Here is a 22639-nt window from a genome sequence, read left to right on the forward strand (position 1 = left end):
GTGCGTTACCATACCCGGCCGGACGCGGCGACCTGCTGCGCGCAGGAGTTTGCATGGCCCATCCGTTTGAAACACTCACTCCCGACCTGGTGCTCGACGCTGTCGAAAGTATCGGCTTCCTCAGCGATGCGCGCATTCTCGCGCTTAACAGCTACGAAAACCGCGTTTACCAAGTGGGCATCGAAGACTCCGAACCGTTGATCGCCAAGTTCTATCGCCCACAGCGCTGGACTAACGAGGCGATCCTTGAAGAACACCGTTTCACCTTCGAACTGGCCGAATGCGAAGTGCCGGTGGTGGCGCCACTGATCCACAATGGCGAAAGCCTGTTCGAACACGCCGGTTTCCGCTTCACCTTGTTCCCACGCCGTGGCGGCCGTGCGCCGGAGCCGGGCAATCTGGATCAGCTGTATCGCCTTGGGCAACTGCTTGGCCGTTTGCATGCGGTGGGTTCCACCCGCCCGTTCGAACACCGTGAAGCCTTGGGCGTGAAGAACTTCGGGCACGATTCCCTCACCACCCTGCTGGAAGGCAACTTCATTCCCAAGAGCCTGCTGCCGGCCTACGAGTCCGTGGCGCGCGACCTGCTCAAACGCGTGGAAGAGGTGTACAAGGCCACGCCGCACAAGAACATCCGTATGCACGGCGATTGCCATCCCGGCAACATGATGTGCCGTGACGAGATGTTCCATATCGTCGACCTGGATGACTGCCGCATGGGCCCGGCGGTGCAGGACCTGTGGATGATGCTCGCCGGAGACCGTCAAGAATGTCTGGGACAGTTGTCGGAATTGATGGACGGCTATCAGGAATTCCACGACTTCGACCCGCGTGAACTGGCGTTGATCGAACCGTTGCGCGCCCTGCGCCTGATGCACTACAGCGCCTGGCTGGCACGGCGCTGGGATGACCCGGCGTTTCCCCACAGCTTTCCCTGGTTTGGCAGTGAGCGCTATTGGGGCGACCAGGTGTTGGCATTGCGCGAACAACTCTCGGCCCTGAACGAAGAACCTCTGAAACTCTTCTGACGGCTTCTCTGTGGACGCCGGGCTTGCCCGCGATGCAGGCACCTCGGTTGTGCAGGAGAACCGAGATGATGCTATCGCGGGCAAGCCCGGCGCCCACAGAAAGCAGATCCCAATGCCTGAGAAATATCCTTACAATTACGCTTTGTTAGCTGCCTAAGCAAGGATTCCGCATGCAAGCCGCCAACCCCCGCAAGGGGTACATCCTGGGCCTTAGCGCCTATGTCATCTGGGGTCTGTTCCCGCTCTACTTCAAAGCCATCGCCAGCGTACCCGCCGCCGAGATCATCGTGCACCGCGTACTGTGGTCAGCGCTGTTCGGCGGTTTGCTGCTGATGGTGTGGAAACACCCCGGCTGGTTCCGCGAACTGCGTGACAACCCCAAGCGCCTGGCGATCCTGGCCCTCAGCGGTTCGCTGATTGCGGCCAACTGGCTGACGTATGTGTGGTCGGTGAATACGGGGCGCATGCTGGAAGCGAGCCTGGGTTACTACATCAACCCGCTGGTCAATGTGCTGCTGGGCATGCTGATCCTGGGTGAACGCCTGCGCCGTCTGCAATGGGTCGCCGTCGGGCTGGCTGCAGCGGGTGTGGCGCAACAGGTGTGGCAGGTGGGCAGCTTGCCGTGGGTGTCGCTGGTGCTGGCGTTGACCTTTGGCTTTTACGGATTGATCCGTAAACAGGCGCCGGTGAAAGCGTTGCCGGGGCTGGTGGTAGAAACCTGGATGCTGGTGCCCATTGCTGTCGCATGGCTGCTGTTCAACCCAACGGCCCACAGTGCGCAGCTGGAATTTTGGAGCACCTCAGAAGCCTGGTGGCTGGTAGCTGCGGGCCCGGTGACGCTGATCCCGCTGGTGTGTTTCAACGCCGCCGCACGGCATTTGCCTTACACCGCGCTAGGCTTCCTGCAGTATGTGGCGCCGACGCTGGTGCTACTTGAGGCCGTGCTGCTGTTCGGCGAACACCTGGCGCCGAGCACGTTGACTGCCTTCGCCTTTATCTGGGCAGGCCTGGTGGTGTACAGCGTGGATATCTGGCTGAGCGTGCGAAAACGCTGATCAAATAACGTACAAACCTCTGCAAGGCACGGTCGGCGTGACTTGCAGACACCCATCCCAAGGTTATCCACAACCTGATCCCCGCCATTTGTGCACAAGCCCTTGAAACTGCTCGTTTTTTGCTCAGTTGACGGAGAAGCCCGGCCGGTCTGGCCTGGCGCCGGGTCTCTACAGGTTATCCACAGGCCCATGCAAGATTTCCATGCATAACCTCATGGCCCGATTATTCCTCGTAGTGCAACTCCACCATCAAGTCATCCGCCAGGGTTTCCAGGGATAACTGCAATACATCCAGGGATAATGCTGCCGGCACCTGCAACAGCGCCTCGGCAGTGAACAACGGGTCACCGCTCATAGGGGCCGGGCGAACGTCAGTGCTCAGACTCGCCAGGTTCACCCCCTGCTGGCTCAGCAGCGCCGTGATCTCGCGCACGATGCCCGAACGGTCGTTGCCCACCAGCGTCATCACAATCGCTTTGGATGCTGAAGCCTGGCCAGTGCTGCCCTCACCCACCAGCACACGAATGCCGTGTGTGGATAAATCCTCCAGCGCGCCCACCAACGCCTGACGGCTCTGCGTCGGTACACTGACCCGCAGGATCCCGGCAAACTGCCCGGCCATGTGCGCCATGCGGCTTTCCAGCCAGTTGCCGCCGTGGGCGTTGATGTTCTGCGCAATGCGTTCAACCAGCCCGGGTTTGTCGGCGGCGATAATTGTGAGTACAAGATGGTCCATGGCAAAGCCCTCTGGAATTCAATCTACAAGGTGGACCCGGAAGCCCTTGAAAACAAATCGTGTACCATTTTTATATTTATCTGGAACAATCTAATAGTTTTTTGAGAACATCCGATTCTCCGCTGTGACCGTACGACCAAAGTGGGTCGCTAAACGACGTATTTAGTCTAATTTTCACAACCGCAAGTCATCATGTAGTATGCCCAACCGTGCACTACATAATGAAAATCTGAAAAAGCGCATAAGCTCCGCAGAGTGAGGCAAGCAATGACTGAACACGTTCAAGTCGGTGGCCTGCAGGTCGCCAAAGTCCTGTTCGACTTCGTGAACAACGAAGCCATTCCCGGTACGGGCATCACTGCCGACCAGTTCTGGGCCGGTGCCGACAAGGTCATCCATGATCTGGCACCGAAGAACAAAGCCCTACTCGCCAAACGCGACGATTTCCAGGTGCGCATCGATACCTGGCACCAGACCCACGCCGGCCAGGCTCACGACCCGGTGGCCTACAAAGCCTTTCTGCAAGACATCGGCTACCTGCTGCCAGAAGCTGCAGACTTCCAGGCCACAACCCAAAACGTCGATGACGAAATCGCCCGCATGGCCGGCCCTCAGTTGGTCGTGCCGGTGATGAACGCGCGCTTCGCACTCAACGCCTCGAATGCGCGCTGGGGTTCGTTGTATGACGCACTGTATGGCACCGACGCCATCAGTGAAGCCGATGGCGCCGAGAAGGGCCAGGGCTACAACAAAGTGCGCGGCGACAAGGTTATCGCCTTCGCCCGCGCTTTTCTCGATGAGGCCGCCCCGCTCAGCGCCGGCAGCCACGCCGAGTCCACCGGCTACAAGATTGCCGATGGCAAGCTGATCGTCAGCCTCAAGGGCGGCAGCAACAGCGGCCTGCGTGACGACGCGCAGTTGATCGGTTTCCAAGGCCCTGCGGCTGAGCCGATTGCGATCCTGCTGAAACACAACGGCCTGCACTTCGAAATCCAGATCGACGCCAGCACCCCGGTCGGCCAGACCGATGCCGCCGGCGTCAAAGACGTGCTGATGGAAGCCGCGCTGACCACCATCATGGACTGCGAAGACTCCGTCGCCGCCGTCGATGCCGATGACAAGGTGGTGATCTACCGCAACTGGCTCGGCCTGATGAAGGGCGACCTGGCCGAAGAAGTAGCCAAGGGCGGTAAGACCTTTACCCGCACCATGAACGCCGACCGCGTCTACACCGGCGTGGATGGCAAGGATGTCACCCTGCACGGTCGTTCGCTGTTGTTCGTACGCAACGTGGGTCACCTGATGACCATCGACGCGATCCTCGACAAAAACGCCAACGAGGTGCCGGAAGGCATTCTTGACGGCTTGCTCACCAGCCTCGCGGCGATCCACAGCCTCAACGGCAACAGCAGCCGCAAGAACAGCCGCACCGGCTCTGTGTACATCGTTAAACCGAAAATGCACGGCCCCGAAGAAGCGGCGTTCACCAACGAGCTGTTCGGGCGCATCGAAGACGTGCTGAACCTGCCGCGCAACACGCTGAAAGTCGGGATCATGGACGAGGAACGCCGCACCACGGTCAACCTCAAGGCCTGCATCAAGGCGGCCAGCGAGCGTGTGGTGTTTATCAACACCGGCTTCCTTGACCGCACTGGCGACGAAATCCACACCTCCATGGAAGCCGGCGCGATGGTGCGCAAGGCCGCGATGAAGGCCGAGAAGTGGATTGGCGCCTACGAAAACTGGAACGTCGATATCGGCTTGAGCACCGGCCTGCAAGGTCGCGCGCAGATCGGTAAAGGCATGTGGGCCATGCCCGACCTGATGGCGGCGATGCTCGAACAGAAAATAGCCCATCCATTGGCCGGTGCCAACACTGCCTGGGTGCCGTCGCCAACGGCAGCCGCATTGCACGCGTTGCATTACCACAAGGTCGACGTTTTCGCCCGCCAGGCCGAACTGGCCAAGCGCGAGCGCGCCTCGGTGGACGACATCCTGACGATTCCTCTGGCCAGCAACACCGACTGGTCTGACGAAGAAGTCCGCAACGAGCTGGACAACAACGCCCAGGGCATCCTTGGCTACGTCGTGCGCTGGATCGACCAGGGCGTCGGCTGCTCGAAAGTGCCGGACATCAACGATGTGGGCCTGATGGAAGACCGCGCCACCCTGCGCATCTCCAGCCAGCACATCGCCAACTGGCTGCGCCACGGCATCGTCAACGAAGCCCAAGTGATGGAAAGCCTCAAGCGCATGGCGCCGGTGGTGGACCGTCAGAATGCCGGGGATAAGTTGTATCGCCCGCTGGCACCGGATTTCGACAGCAACATCGCGTTCCAGGCGGCGGTGGAGTTGGTGATTGAAGGGACCAAACAGCCGAATGGGTATACCGAGCCGGTATTGCACCGTCGGCGGCGGGAGTTCAAGGCTAAAAACGGCCTGTAAATGAAAAAGCCCTGGTCGCGAGATCAGGGCTTTTTATTGGGTTTTGTGACGGCTGGACTGGCGCTTGCTCGCGAAGAGGCCGTCACCGTCAACACAGAGTCAGGACGCCATCCCCAACTCCCGCTTCACCAACTTCGCCAACTTCGCGCTATCAATCGGCTTCAACAAAAAATCCACCACACTCAAATGCATCGCATCGATCACATCCAGCGCTTCCGCGTCCCCCGACATGATGATGATCGGCAACGCCGCACGCGTGGATTCGCGAACCTGGCGGATCAGTTCCAGGCCATTGCTGGGCGCCATGCGCAGGTCGGTGATGAGCAAACCGATGGAGCTGCTGGAATTCAACATGTACCACGCCGCCTCACCATTCTCGGCGGTCATGCAGCGAATGCCGTCCAGGCCCAGGATTTCCGCCAGCAGTTCACGCGCGTCTTTGTCGTCATCGACGATCAACACGCGCTGTGGCGGTAGATCAGGCTCCAGCATCACAGCGCTCAGCGCCTCGCGCTCGGCATCGCTTAAAATATCGTGGTCGGACATACGGTTCTCAGCAGTTCTCATCAATCCCCTCCGCTCAGACGTCAGACATCACCGGAGGGTCAAACAATGTGCACTTCGTCGGAAAGTCTGACTAGTGGGCGTTCTACAGGTTTTGGACGATAGTCATGTAAGGCTTTCCCCTAGGTGAGTGCGGTTTGTATCGACCTAGACTTACGTCCAATGGGCACCCGCCGCGTGCGAGTCGACCATGAGGGACGATAACGACAAAAAATGCGGCCACTGTTATGAGTAAAGCTGATGCCTTCGCCCAGGCGGGGAAGACTGCTGTGTTGCAAAACATTCACGGCACCCTGCAGTTCTTGCAACGCTTCCCGCCCTTCAACCAGATGGAAAACGCACACCTGGCGTTTTTGGTGGAACAGTGCCAGCTGCGATTTTATGGCCCCGGCGACAGCATCCTTAAACCGTCGGGCGGGCCGGTTGAACACTTTTATATCGTCAAGCAGGGACGGGTCGTAGGTGAGCGCCCGGACAGCGCCGAAACCACTTTTGAAATCGCGACGGGCGAGTGCTTTCCCCTCGCGGCGCTGTTAGGTGAACGGGCAACCCGCACCGAGCACAAGGCGGCCGAAGACACCTTCTGCCTGCAACTGAACAAACCGGCGTTTATCAAGCTGTTCGCGCTGTCCAGCCCGTTTCGCGACTTCGCCCTGCGTGGCGTCAGCAGCCTGTTGGACACGGTTAATCAACAGGTGCAACAAAAAGCCGTGGAGACCCTCGGCACTCAATACTCACTGAACACCCGCCTGGGTGAATTGGCCATGCGCCACCCAGTGATGTGCAGCCCAACCACGCCGCTGCGCGAAGCGGTGACGATGATGCACGAACAACAGGTGGGCAGCATTGTGATCGTCGATGAGGGCCAGGCGCCCCTGGGCATTTTCACCCTGCGCGACTTGCGCCAAGTGGTGGCCGATGGCACCAGCGATTTCACCCAAGGCATCGAAGGCCACATGACCCAGGCGCCCTTCTTCCTGACCCCGGACCACAGCGCCTTCGACGCCGCCATCGCCATGACCGAACGGCATATCGCCCATGTGTGCCTGGTCAAAGACCAACGCCTGTGTGGCGTGGTGTCCGAGCGCGATCTGTTTTCCCTGCAACGGGTGGACCTGGTGCACCTGGCGCGCACCATCCGTAACGCGCCACGCGTGGAAAACCTGGTGGCGATTCGCGGCGAGATCGGCCAGTTGGTCGAACGCATGCTGGCCCATGGCGCGTCGTCTACCCAGATCACCCACATCATTACGCTGCTTAACGATCACACCGTATGCCGGGTGATCGAACTCACGCTGGCTGAAAAAGGCGACCCCGGCGTGCCATTCAGTTGGTTGTGTTTTGGCAGCGAAGGTCGTCGCGAGCAGACGCTGTACACCGACCAGGACAACGGCATTCTGTTCGATGCCAAGGACACCGCCGAAGCAGCGCAGATCCGTAGTCGCCTGTTGCCGCTGGCACAGCAGATCAACCAGAGCCTGGCGTTGTGCGGGTTCAGCCTGTGCAAGGGCAACATCATGGCCGGCAACCCAGAGCTTTGCCTGTCCCGAGCGGAATGGGCGCGGCGTTTTGCGGCGTTTATCCGCGAGGCGACGCCGGAGAATCTGCTGGGCTCCAGCATTTATTTTGACCTGCGCGTGGTGTGGGGCGATGAGCGTGGTTGCGAGCAATTGCGCCAGGGCATTCTCGACCAGGTCGCGGATAACCGCTTGTTCCAACGCATGCTGGCTGAAAACGCGTTGCGCCAACGGCCGCCCGTAGGACGCTTCCGCGAGTTTGTACTGACGCGTAAAGGCGGCGAAAAAGCCACTCTCGACCTCAAGGTGCAAGGCCTGACGCCGTTTGTCGACGGCGCGCGCCTCCTGGCCCTGGCCAACGGCATCCACGCCAATAACACCCTGGAGCGCCTGCGCCAACTGGTGGTCAAGGAAGTGATCGAGCCTCTGGACGGCGCCGCCTATGAAGAGGCCTACCACTTCATCCAGCAAACCCGCATGCAGCAGCACCAGCTGCAAACCCGCGAGAATCAGCCGTATTCCAACCGCGTCGACCCGGACAGCCTCAACCACCTGGACCGGCGCATCCTGCGAGAGTCCCTGCGCCAGGCTCAACGCCTGCAAAGCAGCCTGACGTTGCGGTATCAGTTGTGAGCCTGTTCAGTTGGCTGCGTACGAAAAAGCCTGGGCTGGATACCGCGCAGCAACAACGCCTGGAGCAACTGCGCAAGCCCACCGCGCTGGGCGAAGGTTCCTTGCGCAGTCAGCGCTGGGTGGTGGTGGACCTGGAAACCAGCGGCCTGAACCTCAACCGTGATCAGGTGCTGTCCATCGGTGCGGTGGTGATCGAAGACGGCGCGGTGGACTTTTCTCAATTGTTCGAGCGCACGCTGCAACGCGCCGACACCAAACTCAGCCCCAGCGTATTGATCCACGGCCTCGGCCCCAGTGCCATTGCTGCCGGCAGCGACCCGGTCGAGGCGTTGCTGGACTTTATGGCGTTTGTCGGCGACAGCCCATTGCTGGCCTTCCACGCACCGTTCGATCAGCACATGCTGTGCCGGGCGCTCAAGGACAGCCTGGGTTACCGCCTGACGCATCCGTTTCTTGATGTTGCCGACATCGCCCCGCTGCTGTGCCCCGAGGCGCATATACGCGAAGCCGGGCTGGACGATTGGATCAACCACTTCAACCTGCACGTGGGCGAGCGCCATCATGCCAGCGCCGATGCGCTGGCCACGGCGGAGCTGATGCTCATCCTGCTCAGCCGCGCACGCCAGCAACAGATCGACACCCCCCACACGCTGCAAGAGCGCTTGAGCCAGTGGACGCGGCGTAAACACGCGCCATCGTTTTAATACCCTCTCTCGACAGACGCCAATTGCACCCACCCCACGGCTCTGACACAATCGCGAATAATTCTCGTTAATTTAAACCTCTTGTTTATTCGGTGATGCCTTGTCGTCGGCCCAGAACCCACACAGTGAGCTTGTTGGCGCGTTGTATCGCGACCATCGTGGCTGGCTGCTGGCCTGGCTTCGACGCAATGTGGCCTGCCCAAGCCGCGCCGAAGACCTGAGCCAAGACACTTTCATGCGCCTGCTGGGCCGTGATGAACTGCGCGAACCCCGCGAACCTCGGGCGTTCCTGGTCGCCATCGCCAAGGGCTTGCTGTTCGACTACTTCCGCCGCGCCGCACTGGAACAGGCCTACCTCACCGAACTGATGCTGATCCCGGAAAGCGAACACCCTTCGCCGGAAGAACAGCAACTGATCCTCGAAGACCTCAAGGCCATCGACCGCCTGCTCGGCAAATTGTCGAGCAAGGCGCGCGCGGCCTTCCTCTATAATCGCCTCGACGGCATGGGCCATGCGGAAATCGCCCAGCGCCTCGGCGTGTCCGTGCCGCGCGTGCGCCAGTACCTGGCCAAGGGCATTCGCCAGTGCTACATCGCCCTGTATGGTGAGCCGCTGTGAACGGTTCCAGACCGGTCTCGGCCCATGTGCTGGATGCAGCCATTGCCTGGCAACTGTCCCTCGATTCGGGCGACGGCAGCCTGGTTGAGCGCGAAGAATTCGATAAATGGCTGGCCAGCAACGAAGAACACGCTCGCGCCTGGCGCCAACTGGGCATGCTCGGCCAGCGTTTCAGCGCCGCTTCGGGCCCGGCGCGGGTGGCGTTGTTGCAATCGCGGGAAGGCATTCGCCAGCGCGTGCGCAAGTTGGGCAGTGGCCTGGCGAGCATTGCACTGGTCATTGGCGTGGCGTTGTTTGCCGGTGAGCGCTACGTGCCGATCCACTATTGGCTGGCGGACCAACGTACCGCTACCGGCGAGCAGCGCACGCTGAAGCTGGCGGACGGTACGCTGATCAACCTCAATACCCACAGTGCTATCGATGTGCGTTTTGATGAGAAACGCCGGCTGATCGTGTTGCAGGAAGGCGAGATCCTGGTCGAGACCGGCCACAACGATGCGCGCCCGTTCTATGTACAAACCCGCGACGGCAGCCTGCGGGCGCTGGGCACGCGGTTTATCGTCAAGCGCGAAGACGACGCCACGCGCTTGAGCGTGTTGCAGTCCGCCGTGGCCGCACAGCCTGAGGCGCTGCATCAGGAACAGGTCTTCAAGGAAGGCCAGCAAGTGCTGATGCGCAGCGACGGCCTCGGCCCGCTGCTGGCTGTCACCCCCGCCACCGACGCCTGGACCCGCGGCATGCTGGTGGTCGACAACGCCCGCCTGGGGGATGTGGTCGAGGAACTCGGCCGCTACCGCGCCGGTTACCTGAGTGTGGATAAAGATGTGGCCGACTTGCGTATCACCGGCAGTTTCCCGCTGCACGACACCACGCTGGCGCTGAATGCGCTGCTGCCGACGTTACCGGTGCAGATTGAGCAGCACACCCCGTGGTGGGTGACGGTGAAGGGCAAGCCTTAGGTTCGCGATGCCCGTGCTATCGCTATCGCAGGCAAGAACACCCTGGAAAAATATTTTCACCCCGCCCTATCACTTTTCGGTTCTCGTTCGGCTCCTAGGCAATTGAGAAATATTTCCATTCAGGAGCCGCCGTATGTCCCGCACCCTAGACACCTTGTTGCGCCCCAGCCTGTTAGCCGTGGCCATCGCCCTCAGCGCCCCGCTGGCCAGCACTGTGCTGATCGCCGCCGAGCAGGCGTCCAGCGTGCGTGCGTACAACCTGCCGGCGGCGCCACTGGCCAGCACCCTGAACCAGATCGCCAGCCAGGGCGGCTTGGCGCTGACCCTCAGCCCGGCGCTCGCCGCCGGCAAGACCTCGGCACCGGTCCAGGGCCAGTTCGATGCGCCGGGTGCGCTGCGTGAAGCGTTACGTGGGACGGGGTTGCAACTGGAGCAGAGCAGCGCGGGGACTTACACCTTGGTGGCGATTCAAGAGGGCGTAATGGCGCTGCCGGTCACCAACATCACTGGCCAAGACAGCGGCCGGGAAAGTGCCTGGGGCCCGGTGCAAGGCTACCTGGCCACGCGCACTGCCGCCGGCACCAAAACCGACACTGCGCTGGTTGAAGCGCCGCGCTCGATCTCTGTCGCCACCCGCGAGCAGATGCAGGACCGCAACGTGCAGAACCTGGACGACGCCGTCAAATACATGCCCGGCATCGTGTCCGCCAGCTACGGCAGCGACACCCGCTACGACTGGATGCGCGTGCGCGGCTTCGAACCGACCCAGTTCCTCGACGGCCTGCCGCTACCACGCGGGGTGTACGCCAACCCGAAAACCGAAACCTGGAACCTCGACCGCCTTGCCCTGCTGCGCGGTCCGGCCTCATCGGTGTACGGCCAGACGCCACCGGGTGGCCTGCTGGACATGGTCAGTCGGCGTCCGAGCGAAGAGTCGAGCCATGCCATTCAGGTGCAATACGGCAGTGACAACTACCGCCAGATCAACTTCGCCAGCACCGGCAAGATCGATGATGAAGGCCAGTTCCTGTATGGCGTCAGCGGTGTGGTACGCGATGCGGGTACCCAGGTCGACCACATCGACAACAAGCGCTACAACATTGCGCCGAGTCTGACGTGGAATATTGACACCGACACCAAGCTGACGCTGCTGTCGCAGTTCACGCGTGACGATACTGGCGCCACCAGTCAGTTCTTGCCGATCGTGGGCACCAAGATCAAATCGCCATCGGGCGACGTATCACATCACAAGAACCTGGGCGATCCAGATTACGAGTTCTACGACCGCACTTACTACGCGCTGGGTTATGCCTTCGAGCATCGCTTCAACGATACCTGGCAGTTCAAGCAGAACCTGCGTTACACCAAGTCGGAGTTGTCGTTCCAGCAACTGACCGTGGGTTCCTATGCCTTCGCTCCAGTGGATGCAGCGGGCAACATGGATCGCCTCTCGACCAACGTCGACGAGAACATCGGACAGTTCGCGGTGGATAACAACTTCCAGGCCGACTTCGCCACCGGTGATGTCACCCACACCCTGTTGCTGGGTCTGGACCACCAGCGGACCGACACCTCGTACCTGTCGATCTTCGGGGGTGCCGGGCGTGTCAATATCTTCAACCCGGTCAATACCACGCCGGTAGTGCGCCCGGCGCGCTCCGATGCGTTCTACGACTACAACCAGAAAACCGTGCAGACCGGCCTCTACGTGCAAGACCAGATGGCCCTCAACAACTGGCGCCTGACCCTCGGTGGTCGTGAAGATTGGGTGCACCAAGGCACCACGTACTTCAACAAACAAGACGCGACCAACACCGACCGCAACAAAAACTTCAGCGGCAACGCGGCAGTCAGCTATGTGTTCGATTCGGGCTTCGTGCCATACCTGTCCTACGCCGAATCCTTCCAGCCAGCAAGCAACGCCAGCGCCGACCCGGTCAAGTCGTATAAACCCACCGAAGGTAAGCAATGGGAACTGGGAATCAAGTATCAGCCACCTGGCTCCAATACCTTGCTGAGTGCGGCGATCTATAGCCTCACTCAGAAAAACGTACTGGTCACCAGCACCGGAACGAGCGGCACCCCGATCACCGACCAGACCGGCGAAGTGAAAGTCAAAGGCCTGGAACTGGAAGCCGTTTCTGACGTGACCGAGAACCTCAAGGTGATCGCGGCGTACACCCTGGCCAAATCCGAAGTGCAAAAAGGCGACTTCAAGGGCAACCGCCTGCAACTGATGCCCAACCAGCAAGCTTCGCTGTGGACCGACTACACCTGGCACACCGGCGTACTCGACGGCTTCGGTATCGGCTTCGGCGCCCGCTACACCGGCAACACCTATGGCGACCAGGGCAATACCTGGCTGGGTAAGGCCAACGCCTACACCGTGTTCGACGGTGCGGTGCATTACGACTTGGGCCGCCTCGACAACAGCCTCAAAGGTGCATCGGTCAAACTCAACGCCACCAACCTATTCAACAAGGACTACATCTCCACCTGTGACGGTTCCTACTGCTACTTGGGCGACCAACGCAGCGTAGTCGCCAGCGCCACCTACCAGTGGTAATCGGCTGAGCCAACAACCAGGCCGCTCCCTTGAGCGGCTTGCGTGTGTCTGAAGGTTAGAAAATGAAAAGCAAAATCATCCGCCGCTGGTCCTTCATCCACACCTGGACCAGCCTGATCTGCACCGTTTTCCTGCTGCTGCTCGCCCTGACTGGCCTGCCGCTGGTGTTTCACCACGAGATCGACCACCTGCTGGGCAATGAGCCTGAACTGGCGCAGATGCCCGCCGATACCCCACGGCTCAACCTCGAGCAGCTTGTGGCTAAAGCTCAGGCTCATCGCCCCGGCGAAGCCATGCAGTACCTGGCCTGGGACGAAGACGACCAGAACGGCGTGATCGTAATCATGGCCGCTAGCGCCGGCACCGAACCCAACGCGTCGCACACTTTCATGCTGGATGCGCGCACCGGTGAAGCGGTGGAAACCCCGGCGGCCAACGGTGGGTTCACCCTGTTCCTGCTGCGGTTGCACGTGGATATGTTCGCCGGTCTACCAGGCAAGTTGTTGCTGGCGTTCATGGGCATTCTGTTTGTACTGGCGATTATCTCCGGCACGGTGCTGTACCTGCCGTTCATGCGCCGCCTGACATTCGCCACTGTGCGCCAGGACAAATCCACTCGCCTGCGTTGGCTCGACCTGCATAACCTGATCGGTGTGGTCACGTTGACCTGGGCGCTGGTGGTGGGCGTGACCGGTGTAATCAGCGCCTGCGCCGACCTGATCATCGCCGCCTGGCGCCAGGACAGCCTCAGCGCGATGATCGAGCCCTATAAAAGCGCGCCCCCCCTGACCCAACGCGCCCCGGCCACCGAGTTGCTGACCATCGCCGCCAAAGCCGCGCCGGGCATGCAGCCGGACTTCATCGCCTTCCCCGGCACGCGCTTTTCCAGTGAGCACCACTACGCGGTGTTTATGAAGGGCAGCACCCACCTGACGTCGCACTTGCTCACGCCGGTGTTGATCGACGCCAGTACCCTGGCCGTCACCGCCATCGCCGAACGGCCGTGGTACATGGACGCCATGGGCATGTCCCAACCGCTGCACTTTGGCGACTACGGCGGCATGCCGATGAAAATCCTCTGGGCCGTCTTGGATGTGCTGACCATCATCGTGCTGGTGAGCGGGATTTACTTGTGGATCGTGCGGCGCAAGGCGGGCAAGGCATGAAGCCGCGCCGGTCGAATTTCTGGAAGGTGTTTGGCATTCCCCTGGGGATTGGCCTGCTCAGCGCCGCCGGGTTGTTTGCGGCGTTGCTCGGGGATGGGCTGTGGGATTCGCTCAGTTGGGTGGGTTTAGGGGTGCCAGCAGTCATAGGCGTGCACGCGTTGTTCAAACGGCGCGGCTAAGGGCCTCGCCAGCCGTCATGCAACCCTCTAGGCTAGCCACGCCTATCTTGAGGAATGCCCATGTCCGCTCCCAGCATGACCCTGTTCCACAACCCCGCTTCACCGTTCGTGCGCAAGGTCCGTGTGCTGCTGGCCGAAACCGGCCAGCAAGATCGCGTGGCCCTGCACGGGTGCATGCCGACCCCGGTCAACCCGGACGCCCAACTGGTGCAAGGCAACCCGGTGGGCAAGATCCCGGCCCTGCGCCTGGCGGACGGCACGGTGCTGCACGACAGCCGGGTGATCCTTGATTACTTCGACCACCAGCACGTCGGCAACCCGCTGATCCCTCGCGACGGCTCGGCGCGCTGGCGCCGCCTGACCCTGGCTTCGATGGCCGACGGCATCATGGATGCCGCCGTGCTGGTGCGTTACGAGACCGCCCTGCGACCGGCGGAAAAACACTGGGACCAATGGCTCGACGAGCAGCGCAACAAGATCCGTCGCAGCCTCGCTGAGTTAGAAGCGGATGCAATCGCCGAACTGACCAGCCACTTCGACATCGCCGCTATCAGCGTGGCCTGCGCCTTGGGTTACCTGGATTTCCGTCATCCGGATATGCAATGGCGCTCGGATAACCCGCAGCTTGCCGCATGGTATGCCGAGGTCAGCCAGCGGCCTTCGATGCTGGACACCCAGCCGCCCATCTAAGATTCACCGTCATTCCCCTGGGGAGCGGGCTTGCTCGCGAATGCGGTGGCTCAGTTGAAACATCTGTGGCTGACATACCGCCTTCGCGAGCAAGTCCGCTCCCACAGTGGGCGGCGGCGTTATTAAGGAAGTCGACCATCCTCGCCTTCATTTGCTGATCCTCGCGCAACCCGATCATTGCACTGCCTCCAGGTCAAACTGCAGTGGCTCGGCCGCTTTGCGCTTGCCCACGCCATACCAGTCCAGTTTGCGCGTCAGCACCATCACCGTGCCCAGCAGGCCGAACAACAACAGCGAGCCCATCAGCAACGCGTAATCCTCGGCACTCAACAGCCCGTACAACAAGCCATACAACGCCGCCAACCCCGCCGAGAAGCCCAACCCATGGGCCACGCTGCGCAGCACATGGCACACGTAGAAACCAATCAACAACACGCAGGCACTGGCGGAGATAAGGTAGGCCATGGCGAAGCCTATATGCTCGGACAACGACAACAGCAGCAGGTAGAAAAACGCCAGCGCCACGCCCACCAAGGCGTACTGGATCGGGTGCACCGCCAGGCTCTTGAGCACTTCGAACAGGAAGAAACCGGCAAAGGTCAGGGCGATAAACAGCAACGCGTATTTGATCGCGCGGTCGCTCTTGAGGTATTGGTCCACCGGGTCGATGAAGTTGACGCCGAAGCTGCGGTTGTTGAAGTCGTCACAGCCTTGCCCGTCCAGGCAGGTCTGCAGGGCTTGCTCAAGGTTGGTGGAGAAGAATGAAGTCTGCCAGTTGGCGCTAAAGCCTTTGTCGGTGATCTCGCGTTGCGCCGGCAGGAAGTTGCCGATAAAGCTTGGGTGCGGCCAGTTGGACGCGAGTGACACTTGGCTGGTCTTGCCCACCGGCACCACTTGCAGTTGCTCGGTGCCTTGCAGGCGTAGGTCAAAGGCGAAATCCACCACGTAGGGCTTTTTAGTGTCCTGCTCCGGCAGCGCCACGTGCACGCCCTCACCGAGCCAGTCGACCTGGGAGCCCGGTTCGAACTCCAGCGGCTGGCTGCCCAGCTCAAGCTTCAATGCGTTTTCAATGCCGCGAATATCGCTGATACCCACCGCCAGAAATGCCGGCTCAAAACGGTAATCGGCAAAATTCTCGGTGATGCCCAACTGCGCAGGCAGCTCGAAACGCCCGCTGATGCGGTTATCGGCATGGAACAGCCGCGCCTGGTAGATGCCCCGCGCACGCAGTTCGGTCTGCACTTTGCCGTCGAGCTCAAAACGATCCGGCAGGAAATACAGACGACCACGCTCTTCGCGGGTGACTTCGTAGCGTTTGTTGAGCTTTTCATTGAGCTTCCACTCGCGCACGGTCTTGCGATACGGCACCACCATCACCGGGCCGGTGAGACGCTGGGCATAGCTGGAGCTGCGGGCGATGTCCATCAGTACGCCATCGCGCAGTTGCTGGCGGTCACTGATGATGCCGTTGATCATCAGCAACGGAATCAGCAACAGCAGGATCAGCAGCGCAATCGCGCCAAGTTTGAAAAGCAGGCTGCGGTTCATGGGTCTCTCCCTGTTTTGATGGGGAGAGTCTGAGCAGACTGTGTGGGGGATTTATGTGGGCAATGTGGAGACTGTGTGGAGATGCAGTACCACTTGCACGCCGCCTTGCACGTTGCCGATCTGCAACGCACCGCCGTGCAGCTTCATCACTTCCTCAACAAAGTTGAGGCCCAGCCCGGTGCTTTTGCGCCCGCTGGCCGGGCGTGGCAATGAATAGAAACGCTCGCTCAGGCGTGGCAGAGCGTAGTCGGGAATCGGCGCGGCCTGGTTGAACAGGCTCACTTGCACGTCGTTGTAACGCGCCTGCGCGCTGAATTTCAACTGGCCACCGGGCGGTGTGAAATCCAGGGCGTTGTCCAGCAGATTGCCCAGCGCCTGACGCAGCAGGAAGGGCTCGCCATACACCTGCACATCCGCCGCAATCGTCTGTTCAACGCACAATCCGGCGCCTTCAATGCGCGCGCACTGGGCCTTGATGACCTCATCGACCATCGCGGCCAACGGGATACTCGCCTGCTCTTCCAGGCCTTGGCGTTGCTCGACTTGCGCCAGGTTCAGCAAGCGCTCGATCAACTGCTGCAGGCGCGCACTTTCGCTGTCGATGTTGCCGACAAAACGCTGCTGTTGTTCGCGGGTCATATCGCCCTGCAACAACTCCGCCGCGCCGCGTATCGCCGCCAACGGGCTTTTCAATTCGTGGGTCAGGGTATGCACGTAATGTTCGACATAGGCCTTACCTTCCAACTGCGTACGCATGTGTTCCACGGCGGTGGATAACTGCTTGAGTTCGCCGCCCCTATAATGCGGCAACTCGGCACGCCGGCCTTCGCTGACCGCTTCGGCATAAGCCGTCAACCGGCGCAGCGCGGCGCTCAGCCACCACGACAGCAGTGCGCCCAGCAGCAGACCCAGAATCACCAGGCCCGCGCCGTACCACAGCAGGCGCCGCTCGGTGCGGTCGACATAGGGCTGCAATGAGCTGTTCGGTTTGGCCACGGTGACCACCCCGATGATCTGGCCATTGTCACGGATCGGCGCGCCCACGTGCATCACCGACGAGGTGGCGTCATCCGCTGCGCTGCGAGTGGACCGGGCGCCGTATTCACCGCGCAGGGTCAGGTAGACGTCGTTCCACTTGGAATAGTCCTGGCCCACCGCTTCGCCCGTGGAGTCGAGCAACACGGTGCCCTTGGCGTCGGTCACATAGATGCGGTGGTTGACCTGGTTTTTCGGCAGGCCCCAAATGGTCGCGCCCGGCTGGCGATTGCCGTAGGCCTTGAGCAATGCCGGCCAGTGGCTTTGGCCGAGGGTGCCGTTCTTGACGTCATCGCGCAGGATCTCGGCCAGCAGATTGGCGGTGTCCACCAGGGTTTCTTCGGTGGACTGGCGCACACCGGGGCGGATTTCCTTCATGACAGTGTTGAGCACGAAGTAGCCGGTGAGGCCGATAAACAGCGCATACACCAGGAAAATCCGCAGCCCCAAGCGCATCAGCTATTGCTCGGGCTGTAGCTGTAGCCGAGGCCGCGATGGGTCTGGATCGGCTCGGCATCGGCAGCCACGCTGCGTAATTTGCTGCGCAGGCTTTTGATATGGCTGTCGATATTGCGCTCGTAGCCGGCATCTGCCGCCACGCCGACCGCGTCCAATAATTGCTCACGGCTGAAGACACGCTCGGGTTGTTCCAGCAGGCTTTGCAGCAGGCGGAATTCATGGCGCGTCAGGCTCAAGGGCTGGCCGCGATAAGCGATCTGCATACGTTCCAGATCAACCTGGAACACTGTGGGCGCAGCACCAGGGCCGATTCGCTTGAGGATCGCCCTGACCCGTGCGGTCACCTCCCGCGGGCTGAAGGGCTTGACCACATAATCGTCGGCACCGATCTCCAACCCCACCACACGGTCGATCTCGCCATCCCGCGCGCTGAGGAACATCACCGGTACTTCACTGAAGCGGCGCAGTTGCTTGCAGGTTTCAAACCCCGTGATGTCGGGCAGGCCGATGTCGAGGATGATCAGGTCAGCCGGCGTCTGGCGCTGGTGGGCCAGCGCCTCCTGGCCAAGGCTCAGCCAGGTGGTGGTAAACCCCTCGCCTTGCAGGGCGAATATCAGCGTGTCGGCTATCGCCGCTTCGTCTTCGACAATCAGGATATGCACCATGGTGTTCCGTCAGCAGTCCGGTTTGTCAGCAGTGTAACGACGAGCCGGGTTTACCGCAGCGCCGAATTCACGCAGGGCCTTGGCGCCGATCAGCAACGGGTAGTTGAAGCTGCTGCGGTCGGTGAGGTTGACCTCGACGGTGCGCTTGACGTTGCCCAGGCACATTTCCAGATCGATTACCGGGCGCTTGGCCACTGTCGCTTCGTCTTTGTCATCGTCTTCGTCGGCGCGGCTCTTGATCTTGCTGATGCGCGAGACTTTGTGTTCGTAGACTTTGTTGGAGGCATCCTTGCCGCCGAGGCGGAAGCGCACCCAGTCGTCGCCATCACGGGTGAAGGTTTCGATATCACGCGCCGACAGCGAGGCGGTCAACGCGCCGGTGTCCATCTTGGCCTTGAAGGTTTCGCCGATCTCCGGCAATTGGATGTATTCGTAGCGACCGTAAAGGGTCGGTTCGGCAGCCATGACAGGCAGGGCAACCAGGGCGAGCGAGGCAAGGAGCAGTTTCACGAAGTGATTTCCTCGGAAAGAAGTAGGCGAATTCTAGACCGCAAAGGCAGCACTTAGTTAGCTCGCCCCAGCATACCCGGCACATTGTGAAACATTCGTCCGGTAATTTGCGATTTGGCCTCTAGACTCAAGCTGCTTATCATGACCCGCCCACAGGATTGCAAGAGTTGCTTATGCGCCGCCTGCTCACCGGCTGTTTTGTCTCACTGCTTTTATTGCTCAACACCCTGGTCCTGATCGGCCCGCTGATGGTGTTTGCCCTACTCAAGGTGGCGGCACCTGGTCGCACTCGTGACGCCATGTCGTGGGCGGTCATGTGGATCGCCGAAACCTGGGCCGAGATCGACAAGCTGATCTTCGCGCTGTGCATCCCGACCCAATGGGACATTCGCGGTGGCGCAGACCTACGCGGTGATACCTCCTACCTGGTCATCAGCAACCACCAATCCTGGGTGGATATTCCAGCGCTGATCCAGGCCCTCAACCGTCGCACGCCGTTCTTCAAATTCTTCCTGAAAAAAGAGCTGATCTGGGTGCCCTTCCTCGGCCTGGCCTGGTGGGCGCTGGATTACCCGTTCATGAAGCGCTACACCAAGGCATTCCTCGCCAAGCACCCGGAACTGGCCGGGCAGGATTTAAAGATCACCAAAGAGGCCTGCGAGCTGTTCAAGCGCCAGCCGGTGACGGTGGTCAATTATCTGGAAGGCACGCGGTTCACCGAGGCCAAGCGCAGGCAACAGGATTCGCCGTTTACCCGGCTACTCAAACCCAAGGCGGGTGGCGTGGCGTTTGTGCTGGCGGCGCTGGGGGAACAGCTGGATGCGGTACTCGACGTGACGGTTGTCTATCCGCAGCAAAAGATTCCGGGGTTCTGGGATTTGATCAGTGGCGCAGTGCCAAAGGTGATCATCGATATCCGTACCCATGAGCTGGACCCGGCATTGTGGCAAGGGGATTACGAGAACGATCCGGCCTTTCGCCAGACCGTCCAGAACTGGGTAAACCAGCTCTGGAAGGAGAAGGATGCGCGCATCGAGCAACTGCGCGCGCAAAGTCGTTAGCTGCCAGTGCCCCAGGCCTGGGCCAACTTGCCCAGCAAGGAGCTGTTGGCACCCTGCCCGCCGAGGTATTGCAGGATTACCGGCGCAAACTGGCTAACCATGCCGCTGTCCATGCCCAGTGCGCTGAACGCGGTGTTCAGGTCATTGGTGTTCTTCACGTTACCCAGCAGGCCGTCGAGGCCACTGGTCTTGCTGCCACCGGCCTGGCCGAGCATCCCGCTCAAGGCCCCGAGGCTGCCCAATGCGTTGTTGCCCGACAACTGGTCGAGGCCCGGCACGCTGTTGCCCAATTGCGAGTACTCGTTCCCGCTCAGCTTGTTCTTGGCCAGGCCCAGCATGGCGCCAGTGCCGCCGACCGCTTGTTCGGGGGTGATGTTGAGTTGAGAGGTCAGTGCGCTCAGCAAACCGGCCGTCTCGGAAGACGGTGCGGCAGCGGCAGCCTTGTTGTTGCCACCCTGCATACCGGAAATGGCATTGGCCGCGTCGCCAAGGCTGAAGCCTGCGGCGAACACCGGGCCGGCTGCCAGGGTCATCAGGCAGGAAAGGGCGAAACCGCGTGAAATCTTCATCGAAACAACCTCTGGGTGTAGGGGTGAAAGCAGGCGTTTGACTGGGCATCCGGCCCATTGTTCCGGGCAGTCCAAGGAACCCAATCGCAGGGTGGCAGTCCATGGAATGAATTCAAAAAAATGCCAGGAACAGCCGTATGAGCGCGACCCGCCCCCAAGTGATCGAGCAAAAACCCCCGTTCTGGAGCCGTCCTCGCGTGTTTATCGGCGTGTGCGTGGCCATCGTCGCCGGCCTCGGCGGCCTCGGCGGCGCGCTCTACACTCAGGACACCGTCAAATCCGCCGCTACGCTGGTGACCACCACCCAACAGCCGGCAGCGCAGGTCATGGCGCACAAGGATTACCTCGAAGTTGAACCGATCGCCACGGCGGCACCTGAGCCCGACCGCAGCCTGGAGCTGTGGGCCATGCCCGAGGGTGGCAAACCTGTTTCGTTGGGGCTGTTGCCGGAAGATGGCAAGGGCATCATTGGATTGAACCCACGCCAGCAGGCCAGCATTCGCAAGCCAGTGGAGTTGCTGGTGAGCTCGGAGACCAAGGGGGGGTCGTTGAGCAAGCAGCCAACCGGCCCGACGGTGTACCAGGGCGCACTGGCCTACCGCTGATACGCCAAAACCCTGTGGGAGCGGGCTTGCTCGCGAAGGCATTAGGTCAGTCAAAGAGGCTCTGACTTAACCACCGCCTTCGCGCGCACGCCCGCTCCCACATTTGGATCGCTGTGTGTCTGGGATTTACGCCGCGCTGAACATCTTATGCGGGTCAATCACAAACTTCTTCGGCACACCCGCATCGAACTCGCCATACCCGCGTGGCGCGTCATCCAGGCTGATCACCTGCACGCCCACGATTTCAGCAATGTTGATACGGTCCCACATGATCGCCTGCATCAGTGCGCGGTTGTACTTCATCACCGGGGTCTGGCCGGTGTGGAAGCTGTGGGATTTGGCCCAGCCCAGACCAAAGCGAATGCTCAGGCTGCCCATTTTCGCGGCGGCATCCACGGCGCCCGGGTCTTCAGTCACGTAGAGGCCTGGGATACCGATCTTGCCCGCCACGCGCACTACGCCCATCAGCGAGTTAAGTACGGTGGCCGGGGCTTCCGCCTTGACGCCTTCATGGCCATGGCCGCGCGCTTCGAAGCCTACGGCGTCGACGGCGCAATCCACTTCCGGCTCACCCAGCAGCGCAGCGATTTGTTCGTGCAGCGGGGTGTCCGTGGACAGGTCGGCAATCTCGAACCCTTGTGCCTTGGCGTGGGCCAGGCGGATGGGGTTGACGTCGCCGATGATCACCACCGCAGCGCCCAACAGGCGCGCAGAAGCGGCAGCGGCCAGGCCGACCGGGCCAGCGCCGGCGATGTAGACGGTGCTACCAGGGCCAACACCGGCGGTGACGGCGCCGTGATAGCCAGTCGGCAGGATGTCGGAGAGGCACGTCAGGTCGCGGATTTTCTCCATGGCCTTGTCGCGGTCCGGCAGTTTCAGCAGGTTGAAGTCGGCGTATGGCACCAGTACGTATTCGGCCTGGCCGCCGGTCCAGTCGCCCATGTCGACATAGCCATAGGCGCCACCGGCACGGGCTGGGTTGACGGTCAGGCATACGCCAGTGTGTTGTTCTTTGCAGGAGCGGCAGCGACCGCAAGCCACGTTGAAGGGTACGGAAACCAAGTCGCCGATCTTCAGGTTCTCGACGTCGCTGCCCTTCTCGATCACTTCACCGGTAATTTCATGACCCAGCACCAGGCCGGTCTGGGCAGTGGTACGGCCGCGCACCATGTGTTGGTCGGAGCCGCAGATATTGGTGGAGACCACGCGCAGAATGACGCCGTGCTCAATCTTTCTGCCACGGGGGTCCTGCATTTTGGGATAGTCGATTTTCTGTACTTCGACCTTGCCGTTGCCGAGATACACGACACCACGATTACCAGACAT

Annotated in this window: 21 protein-coding genes; 13 read left to right on the plus strand and 8 right to left on the minus strand. The window is 61.0% G+C overall.

Annotated features, from left to right (window positions below):
• Positions 1-53 precede the first annotated feature (53 nt).
• Positions 54-1028, plus strand: a complete 975-nt coding sequence (locus tag AACY30_RS21380) for a serine/threonine protein kinase (protein ID WP_106575556.1) — start codon at positions 54-56, stop codon at positions 1026-1028.
• Positions 1029-1198: 170 nt separating this feature from the next.
• Positions 1199-2083 (plus strand): EamA family transporter RarD, encoded by an 885-nt coding sequence (rarD, locus tag AACY30_RS21385; protein ID WP_339415371.1) that lies wholly within the window; start codon positions 1199-1201, stop codon positions 2081-2083.
• A 223-nt stretch (positions 2084-2306) separates the two neighbouring features.
• Here rarD and AACY30_RS21390 read toward each other — a convergent pair whose 3' ends face one another.
• Positions 2307-2819: a glycine cleavage system protein R gene (locus AACY30_RS21390; RefSeq protein ID WP_339541090.1), complete on the minus strand. Its 513-nt coding sequence runs from the start codon at positions 2817-2819 to the stop codon at positions 2307-2309.
• A gap of 267 nt (positions 2820-3086) precedes the next feature.
• Here AACY30_RS21390 and AACY30_RS21395 point away from each other — a divergent pair, with 267 nt between their 5' ends.
• Positions 3087-5264, plus strand: coding sequence for a malate synthase G (locus AACY30_RS21395; RefSeq protein ID WP_339541091.1), 2178 nt, complete (start codon positions 3087-3089; stop codon positions 5262-5264).
• A gap of 99 nt (positions 5265-5363) precedes the next feature.
• Here AACY30_RS21395 and AACY30_RS21400 read toward each other — a convergent pair whose 3' ends face one another.
• Positions 5364-5810 (minus strand): response regulator, encoded by a 447-nt coding sequence (locus tag AACY30_RS21400; RefSeq protein ID WP_339541126.1) that lies wholly within the window; start codon positions 5808-5810, stop codon positions 5364-5366.
• A gap of 245 nt (positions 5811-6055) precedes the next feature.
• Between AACY30_RS21400 and AACY30_RS21405 the strand changes: the two genes are divergently transcribed.
• From AACY30_RS21405 to AACY30_RS21440, 8 genes are all read left to right on the plus strand, one after another.
• Positions 6056-7978 carry a putative nucleotidyltransferase substrate binding domain-containing protein gene (locus tag AACY30_RS21405; RefSeq protein ID WP_339436922.1) on the plus strand — a complete coding sequence of 641 codons (1923 nt, stop codon included), beginning with the start codon at positions 6056-6058 and terminating at the stop codon, positions 7976-7978.
• Positions 7975-8682, plus strand: coding sequence for a 3'-5' exonuclease (locus AACY30_RS21410; protein ID WP_339541092.1), 708 nt, complete (start codon positions 7975-7977; stop codon positions 8680-8682). The genes AACY30_RS21405 and AACY30_RS21410 overlap by 4 nt, the downstream gene beginning before the upstream one ends.
• Before the next feature lie 100 nt (positions 8683-8782).
• Positions 8783-9301, plus strand: a complete 519-nt coding sequence (locus AACY30_RS21415; RefSeq protein ID WP_339541093.1) for an RNA polymerase sigma factor — start codon at positions 8783-8785, stop codon at positions 9299-9301.
• Positions 9298-10260, plus strand: a complete 963-nt coding sequence (locus AACY30_RS21420; protein WP_339541094.1) for a FecR family protein — start codon at positions 9298-9300, stop codon at positions 10258-10260. Before AACY30_RS21415 ends, AACY30_RS21420 begins: the two co-directional genes overlap by 4 nt.
• 133 nt (positions 10261-10393) lie before the next feature.
• Positions 10394-12826: a TonB-dependent siderophore receptor gene (locus AACY30_RS21425; RefSeq protein ID WP_339541095.1), complete on the plus strand. Its 2433-nt coding sequence runs from the start codon at positions 10394-10396 to the stop codon at positions 12824-12826.
• Between the two features lie 62 nt (positions 12827-12888).
• Positions 12889-13992, plus strand: coding sequence for a PepSY-associated TM helix domain-containing protein (locus AACY30_RS21430; RefSeq protein WP_339541096.1), 1104 nt, complete (start codon positions 12889-12891; stop codon positions 13990-13992).
• On the plus strand, positions 13989-14171 hold the full coding sequence (locus tag AACY30_RS21435) for a hypothetical protein (RefSeq protein WP_339469763.1): 183 nt from the start codon (positions 13989-13991) through the stop codon (positions 14169-14171). The genes AACY30_RS21430 and AACY30_RS21435 overlap by 4 nt, the downstream gene beginning before the upstream one ends.
• A gap of 60 nt (positions 14172-14231) precedes the next feature.
• Complete coding sequence (locus tag AACY30_RS21440; RefSeq protein ID WP_339469762.1) at positions 14232-14861, plus strand: glutathione S-transferase; 630 nt, start codon at positions 14232-14234, stop codon at positions 14859-14861.
• Positions 14862-15035: 174 nt separating this feature from the next.
• Here AACY30_RS21440 and creD read toward each other — a convergent pair whose 3' ends face one another.
• Genes creD through rloA2 form a run of 4 tightly spaced genes read right to left on the minus strand, consistent with a single transcriptional unit; the run spans position 15036 to position 19078 of the window.
• Positions 15036-16409 (minus strand): cell envelope integrity protein CreD, encoded by a 1374-nt coding sequence (gene creD / locus AACY30_RS21445; RefSeq protein WP_339469761.1) that lies wholly within the window; start codon positions 16407-16409, stop codon positions 15036-15038.
• 51 nt (positions 16410-16460) lie between these two features.
• Positions 16461-17900: a two-component system sensor histidine kinase CreC gene (gene creC, locus AACY30_RS21450; RefSeq protein ID WP_339469760.1), complete on the minus strand. Its 1440-nt coding sequence runs from the start codon at positions 17898-17900 to the stop codon at positions 16461-16463.
• Entirely contained in the window at positions 17900-18568 is a 669-nt protein-coding gene (creB, locus tag AACY30_RS21455) for a two-component system response regulator CreB (RefSeq protein WP_339541097.1), read from the minus strand. The genes creC and creB overlap by 1 nt, the downstream gene beginning before the upstream one ends.
• Before the next feature lie 9 nt (positions 18569-18577).
• Positions 18578-19078, minus strand: coding sequence for a retropepsin-like aspartic peptidase RloA2 (rloA2, locus tag AACY30_RS21460; RefSeq protein ID WP_339469759.1), 501 nt, complete (start codon positions 19076-19078; stop codon positions 18578-18580).
• Between the two features lie 173 nt (positions 19079-19251).
• Here rloA2 and AACY30_RS21465 point away from each other — a divergent pair, with 173 nt between their 5' ends.
• Positions 19252-20139 (plus strand): acyltransferase, encoded by an 888-nt coding sequence (locus tag AACY30_RS21465; RefSeq protein ID WP_339541098.1) that lies wholly within the window; start codon positions 19252-19254, stop codon positions 20137-20139.
• Here the strand turns inward: AACY30_RS21465 and AACY30_RS21470 are convergent.
• Positions 20136-20708 carry a DUF2780 domain-containing protein gene (locus tag AACY30_RS21470; protein ID WP_339469757.1) on the minus strand — a complete coding sequence of 191 codons (573 nt, stop codon included), beginning with the start codon at positions 20706-20708 and terminating at the stop codon, positions 20136-20138. The two genes, AACY30_RS21465 and AACY30_RS21470, sit on opposite strands and share 4 nt — an antisense overlap.
• A 137-nt stretch (positions 20709-20845) precedes the next feature.
• Here AACY30_RS21470 and AACY30_RS21475 point away from each other — a divergent pair, with 137 nt between their 5' ends.
• Positions 20846-21313: an anti-sigma factor domain-containing protein gene (locus AACY30_RS21475; protein WP_339541099.1), complete on the plus strand. Its 468-nt coding sequence runs from the start codon at positions 20846-20848 to the stop codon at positions 21311-21313.
• 126 nt (positions 21314-21439) lie between these two features.
• On the opposite strand, the gene fdhA is transcribed toward AACY30_RS21475, so the two are convergent.
• Complete coding sequence (fdhA, locus tag AACY30_RS21480; RefSeq protein WP_339469756.1) at positions 21440-22639, minus strand: formaldehyde dehydrogenase, glutathione-independent; 1200 nt, start codon at positions 22637-22639, stop codon at positions 21440-21442.

The organism is Pseudomonas sp. RA_5y_Pfl1_P24 (assembly GCF_963970945.1).
Taxonomy (GTDB): Bacteria; Pseudomonadota; Gammaproteobacteria; order Pseudomonadales; family Pseudomonadaceae; genus Aquipseudomonas; species Aquipseudomonas tritici.